This is a genomic window from Candidatus Eisenbacteria bacterium, assembly GCA_035712145.1.
Lineage (GTDB): Bacteria > Eisenbacteria > RBG-16-71-46 > RBG-16-71-46 > RBG-16-71-46 > DASTBI01.
On the sequence record DASTBI010000205.1, the window covers coordinates 16,683 to 32,940 of the forward strand.

Consider the following 16,258-nt stretch of genomic DNA (forward strand, 5'->3'; position numbering starts at 1 on the left):
CTCAATCCCGCACTCCTTCGAGCTCGCGGGCCACGTTATAGCGTGCGCGCACCGGGTAGTCTGCGCGCGGCGCATGGATGCGAGCGATCATCTCGCCGAGGAGCCCCATGAGGATGAGCTGGATCCCGAGCAGCACCAGGCCGGCGCCGAACAACATGAGCGGCCGCACGCGAATCGGATCGCCGGTGAACCACAAGGCCACGAAGAACAGACCGATGCCGATCCCGACGGTCAGGAACAGGAGCCCGATGCGCCCGAAGAGATGAAGCGGCTTCAACGCGGAGGTCGAGAGGAACGCGGCGGACAAGAGGTCGAGGAAGCCGTTCACGAACCGCGCCGCCCCGAACTTGCTCTTCCCGAAGCGCCGTGCGCGATGGCGCACCGCCACCTCGCCCACGCGGAATCCGCGCCAGTGCGCGAGTGCGGGAAGGAAACGGTGGAGCTCCCCGTAGACCTCGATCGACTCCACCACCTCGCGGCGGTAGAGCTTGAAGCCGCAGTTGAAGTCGTGCAGCCGGATGCCGGCGGCCATGCCGGTGACCGCGTTGAAGAGCCGTGACGGCAGCGTCTTGGTCGCGGGATCCTGGCGGTTCTGCTTCCAGCCGGACACCAGGTCGAGCCCGCCCTCGAGCGCCACGACCAGCTTGTGGAGCTCGGCGGGATCGTCCTGGAGATCGGCGTCGAGGGTCAGCACCCAATCCCCGCGCGCCATCCGGAAACCGACCGCGAGCGCGGCGGACTTGCCGAAGTTGCGCCGGAACGAGAGCCCGCGCACGCGCGGATCGCGCTCCGCAAGCTCCGCAATCACGTGGTCGGAGCCGTCGCGCGAGCCGTCGTCGAGGTAGACGATCTCGAAGGAGCGCCCGAGGCCTTCGAGCGCGCGCACCAGCTCGGCATGGAGCTCGCGAAGGCTATCCGCCTCGTCGTAGACCGGAATCACCGCCGAGACACCGAGGCGGGTCACTCGCGCGCCCCGGCATAGAGCGTCCGGGCCCACTCCGCCTCGCGCGGGAGCCCTTCGCCGATCGTCACTCGGGGCACGGCGCCGAAGTCCTCGCGCAGACGGGTGTTTTCGGCTCGCGTGCGAAGTGGATCGCCGAGCGCCCGCGGCTGGAACGAGAGCCGCGCTTGAACACCGAGCGCCGTCTCGAGGATGCGGATCGCTTCGAGCACCTCGACCTGCGAGCCCCCGCCGACGTTGTACACACCCTGCGCCTGCGGACGGCGCCAGGCCAGGACGTTGGCCTCGATCGCATCGTCGACGTAAGTGAAGTCCCGCGATTGACGGCCGTCCCCGAACACCGTGATCTCCTCCCTGCGGAGCAGCGCGCGGCAGAAGCGGTGGAACGCCATGTCGGGTCGCTGGCGGGGACCATAGACCGTGAAGTAGCGGAGCGCCACTGCCGGAACCCCGAAGCTCTTCCCGTAGAGCAGGGCGAGGTGCTCGCCCGCGAGCTTGGTCACGCCGTAGGGCGACATGGGGCGCGGCAGCACATCCTCCGGTGTCGGATACTGCTCGGCCTCGCCGTACACCGACGAGGACGACGCGTAGACGAAGCGCTGGAGCGAGCCGTTCCGGTAGCGCTCGAGCAGCCGCTGCGTGGCGAGCACGTTGTGGTGCGCGTAGATCGCGAACTCGCGCCCCCACGAGGCGCGGACTCCGGCTTGCGCCGCCTGATGAAACACCACGTCCACGTCCGGCAGCACGTCGAGGTCCGCGCTGCCGAGATCGAGCTCGAGCATTCGGAAGGCGCGATGATCGCGGGCCGATTCCAGATTGCGGCGCTTGAGCTCGGGGTCGTAGTAATCGGTGAAGCAGTCCACCCCGGTCACCGTCACGCCCTCGGCGAGCAGGCGGTCCACCAAGTGCGAGCCGATGAATCCGGCCGCCCCGGTCACCAGCGCATGGGACATGGAAGCGTTAGGGTCCGCCCGGAAGCGGCGGCCGCGGGAGCGGGACCGATGAGCCGCCGCGCTGGCCTTCCACCAGCTGACGGGTCTCGTTGTCCTCGGGGTGGCGCTGGAGCCAGCGCTCGAGATAGGTCAGCGCCTGCTCACGCTGCCCGACGTCGTTCAGCGTCGAGTACGCGGCGAGGTAGGCATAGAAGTTCTCCGGGTCGAGCTGGATCGCGCGGTCGAGCGCCTTCATCGCGCGGTCGCGCTGCTGATTGAACATGAGCGTGATGCCCAGGTAGTAGTGCGCCTCGGAGCTGTTGGGCACGCGCGCCGTCAGGCGCTCGAAGAGCCGCACCGCCCCCAGGGTGTCGCGGGCTTGGAGATAGAACCGTCCGAGCGGCACCAGCACGTCCACGTAGCCCGGGAACATGCGCTCGACGCGCTCCAGCTCCGCGATCGCGCGCGGGAAATCGCCGGCCTTTTCGTACACCAGTGCCAGCTGCATGTGCGCCGCCGCGTAGTTGCGGGACAGCGTGGCCGCGTTCTCGTCCTTGAACACCGTGCTGTCCCAGGAGCCGTCCTTCCTGAACAATCCGTTGTAGCGGAAGAGCTCGTACATGTTGTGGCGGGTGAGCGCCACATCCACATCGGGCTGGAGCGTGTCGCCGTTCACGCGATAGACCAGGCCTTCGAGCGAGAAGTACTTGTCGAAGCCCATGTGCTCGGGAACCGTGACCGCGAAGTAGGGAGGCTTCTTCCAGCTCCCGTCCGGATTGCGGTTCTCCTTCATGATGTGGGCGACCATGTACTGGTTGGTGTAGATGACGTTTCCGGAAGCGTCCTGGACCGCGCCCGCGCCGAGCTGGTCGATGGCCTCGTTGCTGAGCGTGATGGGAACCTTGGGCTCCTCGTCGCGCAGCTGGTAGATGTACCAGTCGGTATTGAGCAGGCTGAGGTTGACCACCCGCACGTCCTTGCGGAAGTTCTCGACCTGCTGGATGTACCAGAGCGGGAAGGTGTCGTTGTCGCCGTTGGTGAACACGTACGAGTTCGGAGCGAGCGGCGCCAGCATGTTGTAGGCGTAGTCTCGCGCCACCTCGTTGCCGCGACGGTCGTGGGTGTACCACAGGTTCCTCATCACCAGGATCGGCTGGACCACCATGAGCGCCGCGGTGGCCGCCAGTGCCGCCCGCTTGGCGTTCTCGACGGCGAAGGAGTCCGACACCCAGCGCAGCAGCCACGCCGCGCCGAGGGCCATCCACAGCGCGTAGGCGTGATACCCGCTCTGGAAGAAGTAGTCGCGCTCGCGGACTTCGTGATCGGTGAAATTGAGGAACGCGATCATGCCCGCCGTGGTGAGCCCGACGAACACGAACGTCACCAGGAAGGATGTTCGTTCTCGTCGGAACTGGTACGCGGCGCCCGCCACGCCGAGCAGCAACGGCAGCAGGCTCCCCCACACCCGGTCGGTCGGGAACAGCGGCCACTGGCGTGAGAAGTAACGCCAGAATTCCTTGTCGAGCTGCACCATGAGCGGCGCGCGCCGCTCCAAGGGACTCGAAGGACCGTACTGCTTGCGCTCGAGCAGGTCGCGCATGCGCTCCCAGTTGGAGGGATTGCCTTCGTTGATCGCGGGGCGCTGGGCCGCGCGGATCGGCAGGTAGAGGTGGGTGGAGTAGCCGATCGCCATGAGCGCCAGCGAGAGCAGGATGATCTTGCCTTCACGAGTGCGCCGCGACAGCAGGAAGAGCGGCACAAAGACCGCGGCGATCGCGACCACCGCGGTGCCGGTCGAGAAGTCCTTCTCACCGAACGCCACCGACATGCAGTAGAGGGAAGCCATCGCGCTCGCGACCGCGACCGGCATCGACAGCTTGCGCTGGCTGGCGTAGACCAGAAACGTCCCGGCCAGCAGCCCAAGCACGCCGCCGGCCATGAACTCGAGACCCTTGACGATCAGCAGCAGCGCCATGAATGGCATCGTGAACAGGAGGCCTGCGCGCTTGTCGACCACCCACACCAGGGCGAGCAACGGCGCTCCCATGATGCCGACGCCGAGGTGGAGGCCGACGCAAAGCCACATCACGTAGACCGCGACCAGGAGCGGCCCGGCGGTCGGCGTCTGCTCGTGCGCTTCCCACCACTTGAGCCCCAGCCATAGCACCAGGATCTGCGCGAGGCTCATCAACGAGTAGACCTCGGCCTCGATCGAGTTCTCCCAGAAGGAGTCGGAGAAGGCGAGCAGCAGTGCGCCGGCGAACGCGCCGACGATCGCGATCCACTCGTCGGTCCGGGTGCGCTCCTTGCCCTGAGCGAGCCGGATCAGCCTCAAACCGACGAAATAGGTGGCCATCACGGCCAGCGCCGAGGCCAGAGCCGAGAGTCCGTTGACGCGCTGGGCCACGGACGCCCACGGCACGAGCGTGGCGATGCGGCCGATCAGGACGTAGAAAGGAGTCCCGGGCGGGTGCGGGATGCCGAGGATCTGGGAGACGGCGATGAACTCTCCCGAATCCCAGAAAGGCACCGTCGGCGTCAGCGTGATGAAGTAGACGATCGCGGCCCACAGGAAGGCCAGGATGCCGGCGGCGAGCCCGATTTGTTTCTCGATCGTCCCGGGGCGCTGCTGGGGCTCGAGGCTCTTGGGCAGCGTGGAGGCCGGCTCGGGCCGGTCCACAGCCGCCGCGGCGCGCTTGTCGTTCATCCGGCGTTTCTCTCCAGGCTCCGGGCCGCGGCGCGGCGCTGAGGAATTCGGATCAGGTACGCGAGGCCGCCGAGCAGGCTAACGGCGACCGCCACGAGGTATGTCAGGAACTGCAACGAGAACGCCCGGGGGCGATCCACGCCGATCAGACCGAAGAGCAGGACGCCGGCTCCTTCGCGTAAGCCCAAGCCGTTGAGTGAAATGGGCAGGGAGACTATCACCGCCAGGAGCGGCACGAAAAGCAGGAAGTACTGGAGCGGAATCTGGAGTCCGAGCGCGCGGGAGACCAAGGCGTGGACGCCGATCCGCATGAGCTGCGTGATCGTCGCCAGAACCAGCATGCGTGCCAGGAACGCGCGGGCGCCACGATAGGCTTCGAGCCTAAGCGCCAACTCCTCGAGGTGCGGGGACAACCGGCCAAGGCCGATCCTGCCCAGCACGCGCTCGATGGCCTGGAGCAGCCGCGTATGGAAGAGTCCCCACAGGAGGAACACGCTGAGCACGAAGAAGGCAACCAGGCTCGCGTACGCCATCACCAGATGGAAGTGATCCACCGCCGGCAGCGTGGTGACCAGCGCCAGACCGGCGAGCGCGATGGTCGCGATGAGGCGATCCATGATCACCGCCGAGACGGCCGCGCCCGTCGAGGCGCCGTGACGCGACGAATCCGCGATGCGCGCGATGTCGCCGCCGATGTTGGCGGGCAGGAAATTGTTGAAGAACAGACCGATGTGGTAGTAGGCGCATGCCTTCCACAGCGGAATGCGAATGTCCGCCACCCGCAGCAGCCGCCACCACTGATACGAGCCGAGCAGGTTGCTGAGCAGCATGACGGCCGCCGCGGCCATGAGCCAGCGCGGGTCGGCCGCGGCCAGCGCATCGGCCACGCGCTCGAGCGGAATACGCCAGAGAAGAATGGCGATCAAGGCGAAGCTGAACGCCACCTTGAGGGCGATCAGCAGAGCACGCCGCCCGAGCGCCATCAGCGCGCTCCTTCCGGGAGCAGCGCGTCCAGCGAGCGCGCTCCGCAATCGGGCCACTGGAAGCGCTGGGCCCAGGCGAGACCCGCGCTCGCCAGACGGTCCCGCAGCGCCGCGTTCGTGAGCACCTCCGACAAGGATTCGGCGAGCGCGCGCCGGTCGCCGTAGGGCACCAGCAGGCCGGTTTCGCCTTTCTTCACGGAGTCGCGCAATCCCGGCGCGTCGGTCGCCACCACCGCGGTGCCGCACGCTCCGGCCTCGACCACGGTGAGCCCCCAGCCCTCCTTGGGCGAAGGCTGCACCAGCACCCATGCCTCCCGCATCCATCGCACCTTGTCGGCCGCCTTCACGAAGCCGTGGAACTCCACGGCGTTCGCGATCCCGAGGCGCTGAGCGGTGCGCTCGAGTGACTGGCGAAACGGCCCGTCGCCGAGCACGACCAGCCGCGCGCCCGGCACGGCGGCGATCACGTCGGGGAGCGTGCGCAGCACCCAGTCGAGTCCCTTGTAGCGGCGCAGGCGTCCGACGAACACGATCGTCGGCCGCTCGCTCTTCTTCACCGCCGGCTCCGGGCGATAGAGCCCATGATCCAGGCCGCAGTGAACGACTTCGATCCGATCGGCCGGGATCCCCCGGTGCACCAGATCGTCACGCGTGCTCTCGGAGATCACCACGAAGCGCCGTCCGCGATAGACCCATGGGATCAGGCTCTCGAGCGCCACCACGTAGATGCCGAGCAAAGCACCCGCTTCCTGGAGCGCGGTGGCGCCGAACAGGTGAGGAACGATCACCGACGTCGCACTCGTTGTCCACCAGGGGGTGAAGCACGGGACTTTGTTGATGTCCTCGACGACGAGATCCGGAGGCGGCGACGAGAACTCGCGGCGGAAGACGCCGGGCAGGATGAGGTTGAAGTTCCACCAGTCCCCGCGCCGCACGATCCGCATGCCTTCGTATTCCGCCTCGGGCTTGCCGCCCTTGAATCCACTGGCGAGCCAGGTCACCTCGAACCCTCGCCGCACGGCCTCGCGCAGGATCCACTCGAGGTGGAGCTCCGCGCCTCCCGCCTCGGGATGAGCGGGATCCCGGAAGTTGACGGCCAGCAGCCGTCGGCCCGAGCTCACGGCCGCTCGGCCACCGTGCCGATCACGTGACAGGTCGAGAGCGTCCAGCGCCGGCCGCGCAGCGAGCGCCGGAAGCTCTCCCACCCGCTTGCCCACCATTCGGGACCACGCGGCTCGAGCGGCAGGCGCACGTTCATGCCGCGGCGCAAGACCTCGCGGGTGACGCGGTACCACAAGCCGGGCACCATCCAGTCGCCGTAGCTGCGGCGGACGCGCAGCCCGGTGGATGCCAGCAGCCGCTCGAGCTGCCCGACCGTGAACTGCGTCTCCCACCCCGCGAACCATTTCCCGAAGGCGATCAGCACCTTCTTCATCACGGTATAGAGGTGCCAGGTCTGCGGCACATCGACCACCAGCCGGCCACCCCGCTTCACCACGCGCGCGTTCTCGACCAGCAGCGGTCGCGGATCGCGGAAGTGCTCGAGCAGTCCCTGGTGGAAGACGACCTGGAAGCTGCCGTCGCGGAACGGCATGGCGAGCGCGTCGGCCTGCACCAGGTGCACCGTCAAGCCGTGGCGTCGCGCCAGGCCACGGACCACGTCGAGCGAGGCCGGCGAGTAGTCGAGCACGACCGCGGTCGCTCCGGCGCGCGCCAGCGCCAGGCTGTCCCGTCCCGATCCGGCGCCGACCTCGAGCACCGCGTGACCGGCGACCGGGCCGTCGGCCAGGATCTCGCGGGCGAGGCGCTCGCCGGTCGAGTACGTCGACTCGATGTCCCCGACGCCTCGCCAGTAGGACTCCCAATGGTCGAGGGTGGAGGCGCGCGCCAAATCTATTCGCCCCACTGCAGGCGCTCGGCGAGGAACCGCGGCAATCCCGCGTCGATGATTCGCCGCATGGCGCCGGCCACGTCGTAATCGAGGCGCACGTGCTTCACCCAGCGCTCACCGTCCTCGAACAGCGCGTAGCCCGCGCGCGGGTCGCCGTCGCGCGGCTGGCCGATGCTCGCCACGTTGATCAGGTAGCGGTGGCCCTTCTCCAGCCGGATGTCGGCGTTGCGCGAGTAGCGCACCTGATGATTGTGGCGGTCGAAGCTCCCCGGATAGTGCGAGTGACCGATGAAGCACACCGACTCGGTGTAAGCGTCCATCTCCGCCTGCGCTTCGACCGGGGACAGCACGTAGTGCCAGTCCTCGGGCTCGGCGGGCGAGGCATGAACCAGCAGTGCCTCTCGCCAACGCACCGAGAAGGGCAAGCCCTGCAGATAGGCGAGGTTCTCGGGCGTGAGCGTCTTCTCGGTCCAAAGCGCGGCCTGGGCGGCGTTGGTGTTGAAGTAGGTGAGCCGCAATCGTCCACAAGCCGCCAGGTCGTGATTCCCGGCCACCGCGTGCTCGATCATCGGCCGCAGCCGGTCGATGCATTCGTTGGGCGAGGCGCCGTAGCCCACGAAGTCGCCGAGACACACGATGCTCTCCGGCCGGTGCTTCGCGATGTCGGCGAGGCAGGCTTCGAGCGCCTCCAGATTGCCGTGGACGTCCGAGACGATGGCGTGAAGCATCACAGCTCCTGGGGGCGAAGGGCGCGCGCCACGCGATCGAGCACGCCGTTCACGAAGCGGCCCGACTCCTCCGATCCGTAGCGCTTGGCGATCTCGATGGCCTCGTTGAGCACGACCCGCACCGGCGTGCCGGGCCTGCCGATCAGCTCGGCGATCGAAGCACGCAGCACCGAGCGATCGGTGGCGGCCAGCCGCGACAGCTCCCAGTGCTCGGCGGCCGACTGCAGCACGTCGTCCACGGTGCCGCGCTGCTGCTCGAGCGTTCGGACCACGTCGTCCACGAGCTGGGACTGGTCCTCGCTCAGATGGAATCCCTCCTTGATTCGCGACCATGTCTCGGCGAACGACTCGCTCATCAGATCGGCCTGGAACGCGACCTGGAACGCGGCTTCGCGCGCCCGTCTCCGCCCTTCCAGCGAGGTGTTCATCGCGGTCGCATCTCGCGGTGGAGGCGCCCCATCTGCACGGCGGCCAGCGCCACCTCGGCGCCGCGATTGCCGAGCGCGCCGCCGGTGCGTGCCTCGGCCTGCCCGGCGTCGTGCACCGCGAGCACGCCGTTCAGCACCGGCACGTCGGTCTCCATCATGGCCTGCAGCAGACCCTGTGTGGAGACGTCGGCGACGAGACGAAAGTGCTCGGTCTCGCCGCGCACGAGCGTCCCGAAGGCGAGCACCGCGTCGTAGCGTCCCGAAGCCGCGGCCCACCGGCAGGTGAGCGGAAGCTCGAAGGACCCGGGCACCCAGATGACGGTGAGATCGTTCTCGGAGGCGCCGCGTCCGCGCAGAACGTCGAGCGCCGCCTTCACCATGCGCTCCACGTAGACCTGGTTGAAGCGCGAGGCCACCAGGCAGAAGCGGTGGCCGTGGGCGTCGTGCCCGGGCGTGATCTCCTGCGCCATCACGTCTCCCCGAGCTTGAGGTCGAGCAGGTGGCCCAGCTTGTCCCGCTTGGTCGTGAGGTAGCGCCGGTTGTAGCGGTTGGGCTTCACGTGAATAGGAACACGCTTGGTGATCCGCAGGCCGTACGCCTCGAGGCCCACGAGCTTGCGCGGATTGTTGGTGAGCAATTCGATCTCGCGCACCCCGAGGTCCACGAGGATCTGCGCGCCGATTCCGTAATCGCGCAAATCCGGCGGATATCCCAGTTGCACGTTCGCCTCCACGGTGTCCAGGCCCTGATCCTGGAGCGCATAGGCCTTGAGCTTCGCGGCGAGCCCGATGCCGCGGCCTTCCTGGCGAAGATACAGCAACACCCCACGGCCTCGCCGACTGATGGCCCGGAGTGCCGAGTGGAGCTGCGGCCCGCAGTCGCAGCGCTGCGAGCCGAACACGTCGCCCGTGAGGCATTGCGAGTGCACGCGCACCAGCACCGGCCCTCGCCCCGCGATCCGTCCCTTGACGAGCGCGACGTGATGGTCGCCTTCCAGCCGGCTCTCGTAGAGCTGGAGCTGGAACCGGCCTTCGGCCGTCGGCAGCGGCACCGTGACCAGCCGGTGGACCAGCATCTCCTTCTTGCGCCGGTGCGCGATCAGGTCCTGGATCGTGAGGATCCCGAGGCGGTGCTCGCGCGCGAAGCGCTCGAGATCGGGAAGCCGGGCCATGTGCCCGTCCTCGCGCAGGATCTCGCACACGGCCGCGACCGGATGAAGTCCCGCCATGACGCACAGATCGGGCGCCGCCTCGGTGTGGCCGGCGCGCCGCAGCACGCCGCCCGGCACCGCGCGCAGCGGGAATACGTGGCCGGGACGCACGAGGTCGGCGGCGCGGGTGCGCGGATCGGCCATGACCCGCAGCGTGCGCGCGCGGTCGAACGCCGAGGTGCCGGTGGTGGTGCCGCGCCGCGCGTCGACCGATTCGGTGAACGGCGTGCCGAACTTGGCGGTGTTCTCGTTCACCATCATGCGCAGGTCGAGACGATCGGCGATCTCCGGCGACATCGGCGCGCACAGGATGCCCCGGCCATGCTTGACCGCGAAGTTCACCATGTCGGCCGTCGCCTTCTGCGCCGCGAACACGAGATCCCCTTCGTTCTCGCGATCGGCGTCGTCGACCACGATGATCATGCGCCCGGCGCGGATCTGCTTCACCGCCTCCGGGACATCGATGAACACCGAGGGCCCGCGCCGGGGCTTGCGCTGCGTCGTCGCTCTCGCGGCCGTCATGAAGTCCTCCCGATTCCGCCCTGCTCGACCAGGCGGGCCAGATAGCGCGCCATCAGATCGACCTCGATGTTGACCTTGGTCCCGGCCGCGTAGCGGCCGGCAATGGTGACCGCGAGCGTGTGTGGGATGAGCGCGATCTCGCAGCGCGTGCCGCCCACGCGGGCGACGGTCAGGCTCACGCCGTCGATCGCGATCGAGCCTTTCTCGGCCACGTACAAGGCGAGCGTCGCGGGGATGTCGACGGTGATCCTGCGCCCCTCCCCTTCGAGGTCGACGCCGCGCACGGTCCCCACGCCGTCCACGTGCCCCTGCACCAGGTGGCCGCCGAGGCGCTGGTCCAGCCGCAGGCTGCGCTCGAGATTGACCGCGTCGCCCGGCGCCACGCGACCGAGCGTCGTGCGCCGCAGCGTCTCCGGCACCATCTCGACCGCGAATCGCTGCGTCTCGATCGCGGTCACCGTGAGGCAGCAGCCGTTGACCGCGATGCTGTGCCCGATCTCGGCGTCCTCCAGCACGCGCGTCGCGCGGATCCACAGCGCTCGCCCTTCGGGGCGATCCATGACCTCGGCCACTTCACCCATCTCCTCGACCAGTCCGGTGAACATCAGTCCCTCATCTCGATCGTGACCCAGGTGTCCTCGCCGACGCGGCGTTGATCGGCCACGCGCCCCTCGACCGTCGCGGGCAACAGCCCGCACCAGGAAAGGCCACTCGCACCGATCACCCGCGGAGCGACGAACAGCGCGAGCCGGTCCACCGCACGGGCCGCCAGCAGCGAGGTGGCGAGCCGGGCGCCGCCTTCGACCAGCACTTCCTGCGCGCCCTCGCGGCCGAGCCGGCGCAGCAGCGCAGGAATGGACACGCCTCCGCGACCGGGCGGCAGCCGCCAGACCCGCACGCCTTTCGCGGTGAGCGCGCGCTCCGCCTTGCGTGACGCACCCTCCGAGCAGGCCACCACGGTGCCGCGCGCCAGCGGAAGACGGAACAGCCTGAGCGTCGAAGGCAACCCAAGCCGCGTGTCACATACGACGCGGAGCGGCTGGCGCGCGCCCGGCACCCCGCGCACGGTGAGCCGCGGATCGTCCGCCCGCGCGGTGCCGGCGCCGACGACGATCGCGTCCATCTGCGCGCGGAGTTGGTGCACCGCCCGGCGCGCCTGCGGTCCGGTGAGCCAGCGCCCACGCCCGCGGCCGGCGAATCCGCCGGCCGGCGCCAGGCGACCATCGAGTGACGTCGCCAGCTTGAGCATCACATGCGGCCGCCCCGTGGTATGGACCTGCCAGTAGCCGCCGAGCAGAGCGCGCGCCTCGTCGGCCATGAGGCCGAGGTCGACCCTCACCCCCGCGGCGCGCAGCCGTTTGAGACCTCGGCCGTCGACGATCGGATGCGGATCGCGCGTGGCCACGACGCAGCGACGGATCCCGGCATCGAGGATCGCGTCGACGCACGGCGGGGTTCGCCCGACGTGCGCGCACGGCTCGAGCGTGACGTAGAGGGTTGCGCCGCGGGCGTAACGTCCCGCGCGCTCGATGGCGACCGCCTCGGCGTGAGCCTGGCCGAGCGCCCGGTGCCAGCCTTCGCCGACCACGCGCCCCTTCTGCACGACGACCGCGCCGACCATCGGGTTCGGACTCACGTGGCCGCGGCCGCGCTCCGCCAGGCGGAGCGCGCGCTTCATGAATGCCGACCCCTCGGGAGACTGCGAAGGATGCTTTGCCGCCAAATGAAAAACCCCGTCGACGCAAACGCCAACGGGGCGACCGGCATGGCCTTCATGCCCAATCCAATGCTCCTTCTCCCATCCCGACTATGACGGTCGGCTCCGGAATCTCACCGGATCTGCGAAGCGCGCGGATTTCGTGGCCGTCGCGCCCGCTCGCGGGCTGTACCGCCGGTGGGGACTTTCGCCCCGCCCCGAAGGAGTTGCGGCCGGGGAGAATAGCGACCGGGCTCCAGCAGTGTCAAAACGCCGGGATCAGTAGTGGATGGCGAGACGAGCGGCGAGGAGTGTCCAGGTGTCGTTCGTCAGCCACGTCATCCGGCTCGTGAGCTCGAATCCGAGACGCACGGGGGCGGGCTTTCTCTGGATGGCGGTCACGCTCAGCGCGGCCGTCGCGCGAGTCTCCTCGACCGCGAGATCCGTGAACCCCGCCACGCCCACCGACGTGAGGTCGGCGCGCGCATTCATCACGCCGGGACCGAAGGCGATATCGAGCGGAGTGTTGGGCACCATCCAGCGCGCGAGAGCCAACGCTTCGAATGCCGAATAGTCGGCCTCGGCGCTGAGGCTGCCGCGCTCCTCGATCCGCGTGCCGAGCAGCCAGTAGCCGATCTCGACACCGGTCGTCCAACGCGACCCGATCGGATATTCCACGCCACCCGAGAAGGAGATCGACCCCGCCGGCGCGTCGGATTCGATCAGCTTGCCGTAACCAATCGCCAGGTGACCGCGGAACGACTCGAGCTCGAGCGCCGTGGCGGGCGCTGCCCCAAAGGTCGCGGACGCCAGCAGCGCCAGCCCCGCGAGTGCTTTGCGGGCGCGTCGTCCGGCTTCAGCGGTTGAAGCGGATGTTGAGGCAGTCGCCATCCTGAACCACATAGTCCCTCCCCTCGAGTCTCAGCCAGCCGCGCTCGCGCGCGCCCTTTTCACCTCCCACCTCGAGCAGCTTGTCCCACGGGATGACCTCGGCGCGAATGAATCCTTTCGCCAGGTCGGTGTGGATCTCCCCCGCCGCTTCGACCGCCTTTGCGCCGGCCGACAAGGTCCACGCGCGCACCTCGTCCTCGCCGACGGTGAAGAAGGAGATCAGGCCCAGCAAACGGAAACAAGCGCGGATCACGGTGGTGAGACCGTCTTCTCCGAGCCCGAGCTCGGCGCGAAAGCCCGGCCGCTCGGCCGCCGGCAGAGCCAGCACTTCGCGCTCGAGGAGCGCCTTGAGCCCGACCGCGGCCGTGTGCGGCCCGTCCCCCGGCGCCGGCGCCTGACCCGCTTCCCCCTGGTTGTACACCACGAGGAGGGGCTTCATCGTCAACAACTGGAAGCCGCGGACCAGCTTTTCCTCTTCGGGATCGAGCGGCATGCCGCGCAGCGGCTGCTCGGCTTCGAGCGCCTGCTGGAAGCGGACGAGAAGGCCGTGCTCGCGCTCGTTCTGCTTCTTGCCGATGCGGAGCTCCTTCTCGATCCGCTCGCGCCGCGTCTCGACCAGCGCCAGGTCGTTGAGGATCAGCTCGGCTTCCAGCGTGCGCAGGTCGCGACGCGCGGCCGCGGGGTCGCTGTCGAACTCACGCACCACGGCGGCCAACGCGTCGCAGTTCCGGACCGAGGCGAAGAGATCCGGGCCTTTCGATGGCTTGCCTTGAGAAGAGGCGGCCACCGTGTCGACGAACTGCACCTGCGAATGCACGGTGCTCTTCGGGGAATAGAGGGCGGAGAGCCGGTCGACCCGCTCGTCGGGGACCTTGACCACGCCGATGGTCTCGCGCCCGGAGGCGGTTTTCGCCTCGACGCCCGCTCCCTGGAGGATGACCTCGAAGACCGTGGACTTGCCGGATTGTGGGAGGCCGAGCAGGCCGACGCGCTTCATGTGGAGGATTCGCGGGACACGAGAATGGGCCCGCGGCGTGACCCCGCGGGCCCACGAAAGACGGCGCGCACTCTAGGCGGCCCTGCTTTGGCCTGTCAATCGGAAGGAGACTCGGACCCCTCGCGGTAGGCTTTGGCGAGCGCTTCGTTCAGTCGATTCGACGCCGCCGCGAATCCGCTCAGCTCCACCTGCTGGTCAGCCTGATACAACACGATGGTCTTGCGAGTCTGGTCGACGACGATGCGACAGTCGCTGCAGCGCTCCAGGTGCTCTTCGATCTCGCGACAGAGTTCTTGTCGCGCCTCCTCGTCCAGATAGTCGCCTAGCTGTTCCAGGAGTTCCTGGCAGTTCACCTCGTGGGCTCCATTCGGCCTTCGTTGACCTCGTACGGCGCGTCTATGCGGGCCAGGGGTCATACGCGCCTCTAGATGCAACCTAATGCGATCCGGTTTGCAGAAAGTTGACAGGGGTCCGAAAAAAATCTTCTACATCGGGCCTTTGACCGCTGTTCGACACCCATTCCACTGAACAAACGTACAGGCCGAACCGCGAAAGCCGCACCGAACAGCGTCCGGCGCGGCCTCCGTACCCTCCGTGGGGGATGACAGCACCCCTTCCTGATGTCGGTACCCCCACGTTGGACTCACTGAATTCCTGGGTCTCACCGCCAGTCGCAGTCCTTCCGAGTGCCGCGGCGAGGATGAACGAAGCCGGCAGTTGGTGACCCGTGCTGGGATCGAACCAGCGACACCCTGCTTAAAAGGCAGGTGCTCTACCGACTGAGCTAACGGGTCACAAAAATCAGCCGCAACGACTTACTTCGATTCGGCGACCTCCATCTGATCACCGTGGGTGACGATTGGGTTACGGTGAACCCAATCGGCTTCCTTGCGAACGGCATCGTCTGAGAGACGCGCGTACCGCTGCGTGGTGACGATCGAGGCATGCCCGAGGATCTGTTGGAGGGCAGGCAGGCTCCCTCCGCGATCGAGCCATTGGCAGGCAAAGGTGTGGCGCATCTGATGAGGGTGGAAACCCTCATCTCCGCTTACCCGCCGGATGGTACGAGCGAATGAGCCCTTCGATCTGACGGAGAACGGAATCAGACGGCCTACACGCTGGCGGACTTCTAAAAGCAACTCAGCAGCTAGCGGCACCCGGCGCACCTTTCCACTCTTCGTCTGGTGGTGAACTACTAGACACCCTCGTCGGTCCACGTCGCTCGCTTGAGCACGACACAGCTCGCCCCAACGAAGGCCTGTTCCAAGAGCAAGACGACAGGTAAAGCCGTAGGGCTCGCCGACGCGCCGTAAGATTTCTGCTTCCTCATCCGTCAAACGATCCGGCGGACGCTCCTGGAGTCTAGGGAACAGCCGACGCGGGAAGGGACTCCGATCCACGTAGCCTGACTCTGCGCACCAGTTGAGGAACCGGCGGACATCGCTAAGCACGTGAACCACGCTCTGAGCCGACAACCCAGAGGCATCAAGCTCGAGGCGAAGCTCCTGCAATCGCCCCGGCGTGATCGCGGTCAACTTGCAGTGGCCCAGGGAAGACAAGACGTAGCGGTGCATCCTGCTCCGCGTGTCCCGCTGACCCAGCTCGTTTCGGCGAGTGGGAACATCGATCTTCAGCCAGCTCTCGAGAATCTCGGCAACGGACGAGCTGATCCTCGGACCTTCGGATTTCAAAGAGCGCAGTCGCCGCTTGGCTTCCTGGAAGTCCTTTCCGAGGCTAATTTGGCGGAGCTTCCCGCCAAGCACACCCCGAAACCAGAATCCCGGTCGGCCCTTTCGGCGAATTACGTTCGTGGGCAGCTTCGGCATGCAGGACTACTCCTTTGCTGCCGCTACGAACCGGGATACATCTTTGGGGTCGAAGAGTAGCCGCCGACCAATTCGCACGCAACGGAGGCGCTTGGCAGCGACCTCGCGGCGCACCTGCCGCTCGCTGATGCTGAGATACGCGGCCGTCTCGCGCAGCCGCCAAAGACCAGGAGAATCAGGCCGCCGCTCCGATCGGCGAGCCTCAGCGCTCCCCCCATCTGCCGGAGGTGCCACGGCTGGCGAGAAGGAACCCGCTTCACGCATGGGCTACCTCTCCCGTCGAACCGACATGCTTGCCCAGTCCCCACGGCGCCCAAGAATGTCGAAGACGTCCAGCCGTGCGCCGAACGTCGGCGACGTGATTCGCCGGCACGGGATTGCGGCTCACACTTACTACCGGTGGAAGTCGAAGTTCGCCGGGATGGACGTGAGCGACGCGCGACGGCTCAAGGCGCTCGAGGACGAGAACCGGCGGCTGAAGAAGCT

General features: G+C 67.7%; 17 protein-coding genes, 1 tRNA gene, 1 pseudogene and 1 riboswitch. Of the genes and pseudogenes, 1 reads left to right on the plus strand and 18 read right to left on the minus strand.

Going from position 1 to position 16,258, the window contains the following annotated elements; genetic code table 11:
• Position 1: 1 nt before the first annotated feature.
• The 18 genes from VFQ05_14535 to VFQ05_14620 all read right to left on the minus strand — a co-directional run bounded on the left by VFQ05_14535 (position 2) and on the right by VFQ05_14620 (position 16,036).
• Positions 2-964, minus strand: a complete 963-nt coding sequence (locus tag VFQ05_14535; GenBank protein ID HET9327981.1) for a glycosyltransferase family 2 protein — start codon at positions 962-964, stop codon at positions 2-4.
• Positions 961-1,914 (minus strand): NAD-dependent epimerase/dehydratase family protein, encoded by a 954-nt coding sequence (locus VFQ05_14540; GenBank protein HET9327982.1) that lies wholly within the window; start codon positions 1,912-1,914, stop codon positions 961-963. The genes VFQ05_14535 and VFQ05_14540 overlap by 4 nt, the downstream gene beginning before the upstream one ends.
• A 7-nt stretch (positions 1,915-1,921) precedes the next feature.
• Positions 1,922-4,600 (minus strand): DUF2723 domain-containing protein, encoded by a 2,679-nt coding sequence (locus VFQ05_14545; GenBank protein ID HET9327983.1) that lies wholly within the window; start codon positions 4,598-4,600, stop codon positions 1,922-1,924.
• Complete coding sequence (locus VFQ05_14550) at positions 4,597-5,583, minus strand: lysylphosphatidylglycerol synthase transmembrane domain-containing protein (GenBank protein HET9327984.1); 987 nt, start codon at positions 5,581-5,583, stop codon at positions 4,597-4,599. The genes VFQ05_14545 and VFQ05_14550 overlap by 4 nt, the downstream gene beginning before the upstream one ends.
• Entirely contained in the window at positions 5,583-6,704 is a 1,122-nt protein-coding gene (locus VFQ05_14555; GenBank protein HET9327985.1) for a glycosyltransferase family 4 protein, read from the minus strand. The genes VFQ05_14550 and VFQ05_14555 overlap by 1 nt, the downstream gene beginning before the upstream one ends.
• Complete coding sequence (locus VFQ05_14560) at positions 6,701-7,474, minus strand: class I SAM-dependent methyltransferase (protein HET9327986.1); 774 nt, start codon at positions 7,472-7,474, stop codon at positions 6,701-6,703. Before VFQ05_14560 ends, VFQ05_14555 begins: the two co-directional genes overlap by 4 nt.
• Before the next feature lie 2 nt (positions 7,475-7,476).
• Positions 7,477-8,202, minus strand: a complete 726-nt coding sequence (locus tag VFQ05_14565) for a metallophosphoesterase family protein (protein HET9327987.1) — start codon at positions 8,200-8,202, stop codon at positions 7,477-7,479.
• Positions 8,202-8,630, minus strand: a complete 429-nt coding sequence (gene nusB / locus VFQ05_14570; protein HET9327988.1) for a transcription antitermination factor NusB — start codon at positions 8,628-8,630, stop codon at positions 8,202-8,204. Before nusB ends, VFQ05_14565 begins: the two co-directional genes overlap by 1 nt.
• Entirely contained in the window at positions 8,627-9,100 is a 474-nt protein-coding gene (gene ribH, locus VFQ05_14575) for a 6,7-dimethyl-8-ribityllumazine synthase (GenBank protein ID HET9327989.1), read from the minus strand. Before ribH ends, nusB begins: the two co-directional genes overlap by 4 nt.
• Entirely contained in the window at positions 9,100-10,311 is a 1,212-nt protein-coding gene (locus tag VFQ05_14580) for a bifunctional 3,4-dihydroxy-2-butanone-4-phosphate synthase/GTP cyclohydrolase II (GenBank protein ID HET9327990.1), read from the minus strand. The genes ribH and VFQ05_14580 overlap by 1 nt, the downstream gene beginning before the upstream one ends.
• 47 nt (positions 10,312-10,358) lie before the next feature.
• Positions 10,359-10,967 carry a riboflavin synthase gene (locus tag VFQ05_14585; GenBank protein HET9327991.1) on the minus strand — a complete coding sequence of 203 codons (609 nt, stop codon included), beginning with the start codon at positions 10,965-10,967 and terminating at the stop codon, positions 10,359-10,361.
• Complete coding sequence (gene ribD, locus VFQ05_14590) at positions 10,967-12,040, minus strand: bifunctional diaminohydroxyphosphoribosylaminopyrimidine deaminase/5-amino-6-(5-phosphoribosylamino)uracil reductase RibD (protein ID HET9327992.1); 1,074 nt, start codon at positions 12,038-12,040, stop codon at positions 10,967-10,969. Before ribD ends, VFQ05_14585 begins: the two co-directional genes overlap by 1 nt.
• Before the next feature lie 108 nt (positions 12,041-12,148).
• Positions 12,149-12,288: riboswitch (FMN riboswitch) on the minus strand.
• Between the two features lie 49 nt (positions 12,289-12,337).
• Positions 12,338-12,949: a hypothetical protein gene (locus tag VFQ05_14595; protein ID HET9327993.1), complete on the minus strand. Its 612-nt coding sequence runs from the start codon at positions 12,947-12,949 to the stop codon at positions 12,338-12,340.
• The gene (locus VFQ05_14600) at positions 12,915-13,946 is read right to left on the minus strand and encodes a DUF933 domain-containing protein (protein ID HET9327994.1); all 1,032 of its coding nucleotides are present in this window, start codon (positions 13,944-13,946) and stop codon (positions 12,915-12,917) included. Before VFQ05_14600 ends, VFQ05_14595 begins: the two co-directional genes overlap by 35 nt.
• A gap of 95 nt (positions 13,947-14,041) precedes the next feature.
• Positions 14,042-14,299: a zf-HC2 domain-containing protein gene (locus VFQ05_14605; GenBank protein HET9327995.1), complete on the minus strand. Its 258-nt coding sequence runs from the start codon at positions 14,297-14,299 to the stop codon at positions 14,042-14,044.
• Positions 14,300-14,664: 365 nt separating this feature from the next.
• Positions 14,665-14,740: transfer RNA gene (locus tag VFQ05_14610), tRNA-Lys, on the minus strand.
• 21 nt (positions 14,741-14,761) lie between these two features.
• Positions 14,762-15,772, minus strand: a complete 1,011-nt coding sequence (locus VFQ05_14615) for a site-specific integrase (protein HET9327996.1) — start codon at positions 15,770-15,772, stop codon at positions 14,762-14,764.
• Between the two features lie 6 nt (positions 15,773-15,778).
• Positions 15,779-16,036, minus strand: a complete 258-nt coding sequence (locus VFQ05_14620) for a helix-turn-helix domain-containing protein (protein HET9327997.1) — start codon at positions 16,034-16,036, stop codon at positions 15,779-15,781.
• Between the two features lie 88 nt (positions 16,037-16,124).
• Between VFQ05_14620 and VFQ05_14625 the strand changes: the two are divergent.
• Positions 16,125-16,258, plus strand: a pseudogene (locus VFQ05_14625) (transposase).

What these genes read in the sequence shown, in the direction of transcription:
- VFQ05_14545 (HET9327983.1), bottom strand. Translation starts at nt 4,600, where the DNA reads ATGAACGACAAGCGCGCCGCGGCGGCTGTGGACCGGCCCGAGCCGGCC.
- VFQ05_14585 (HET9327991.1), bottom strand. Translation starts at nt 10,967, where the DNA reads ATGTTCACCGGACTGGTCGAGGAGATGGGTGAAGTGGCCGAGGTCATG.
- VFQ05_14540 (HET9327982.1), bottom strand. Translation starts at nt 1,914, where the DNA reads ATGTCCCATGCGCTGGTGACCGGGGCGGCCGGATTCATCGGCTCGCAC.
- VFQ05_14615 (HET9327996.1), bottom strand. Translation starts at nt 15,772, where the DNA reads ATGCCGAAGCTGCCCACGAACGTAATTCGCCGAAAGGGCCGACCGGGA.
- ribD (HET9327992.1), bottom strand. Translation starts at nt 12,040, where the DNA reads ATGAAGCGCGCGCTCCGCCTGGCGGAGCGCGGCCGCGGCCACGTGAGT.
- VFQ05_14565 (HET9327987.1), bottom strand. Translation starts at nt 8,202, where the DNA reads ATGCTTCACGCCATCGTCTCGGACGTCCACGGCAATCTGGAGGCGCTC.
- ribH (HET9327989.1), bottom strand. Translation starts at nt 9,100, where the DNA reads ATGGCGCAGGAGATCACGCCCGGGCACGACGCCCACGGCCACCGCTTC.
- VFQ05_14620 (HET9327997.1), bottom strand. Translation starts at nt 16,036, where the DNA reads ATGCGTGAAGCGGGTTCCTTCTCGCCAGCCGTGGCACCTCCGGCAGAT.
- VFQ05_14595 (HET9327993.1), bottom strand. Translation starts at nt 12,949, where the DNA reads ATGGCGACTGCCTCAACATCCGCTTCAACCGCTGAAGCCGGACGACGC.
- VFQ05_14600 (HET9327994.1), bottom strand. Translation starts at nt 13,946, where the DNA reads ATGAAGCGCGTCGGCCTGCTCGGCCTCCCACAATCCGGCAAGTCCACG.
- VFQ05_14550 (HET9327984.1), bottom strand. Translation starts at nt 5,583, where the DNA reads ATGGCGCTCGGGCGGCGTGCTCTGCTGATCGCCCTCAAGGTGGCGTTC.
- nusB (HET9327988.1), bottom strand. Translation starts at nt 8,630, where the DNA reads ATGAACACCTCGCTGGAAGGGCGGAGACGGGCGCGCGAAGCCGCGTTC.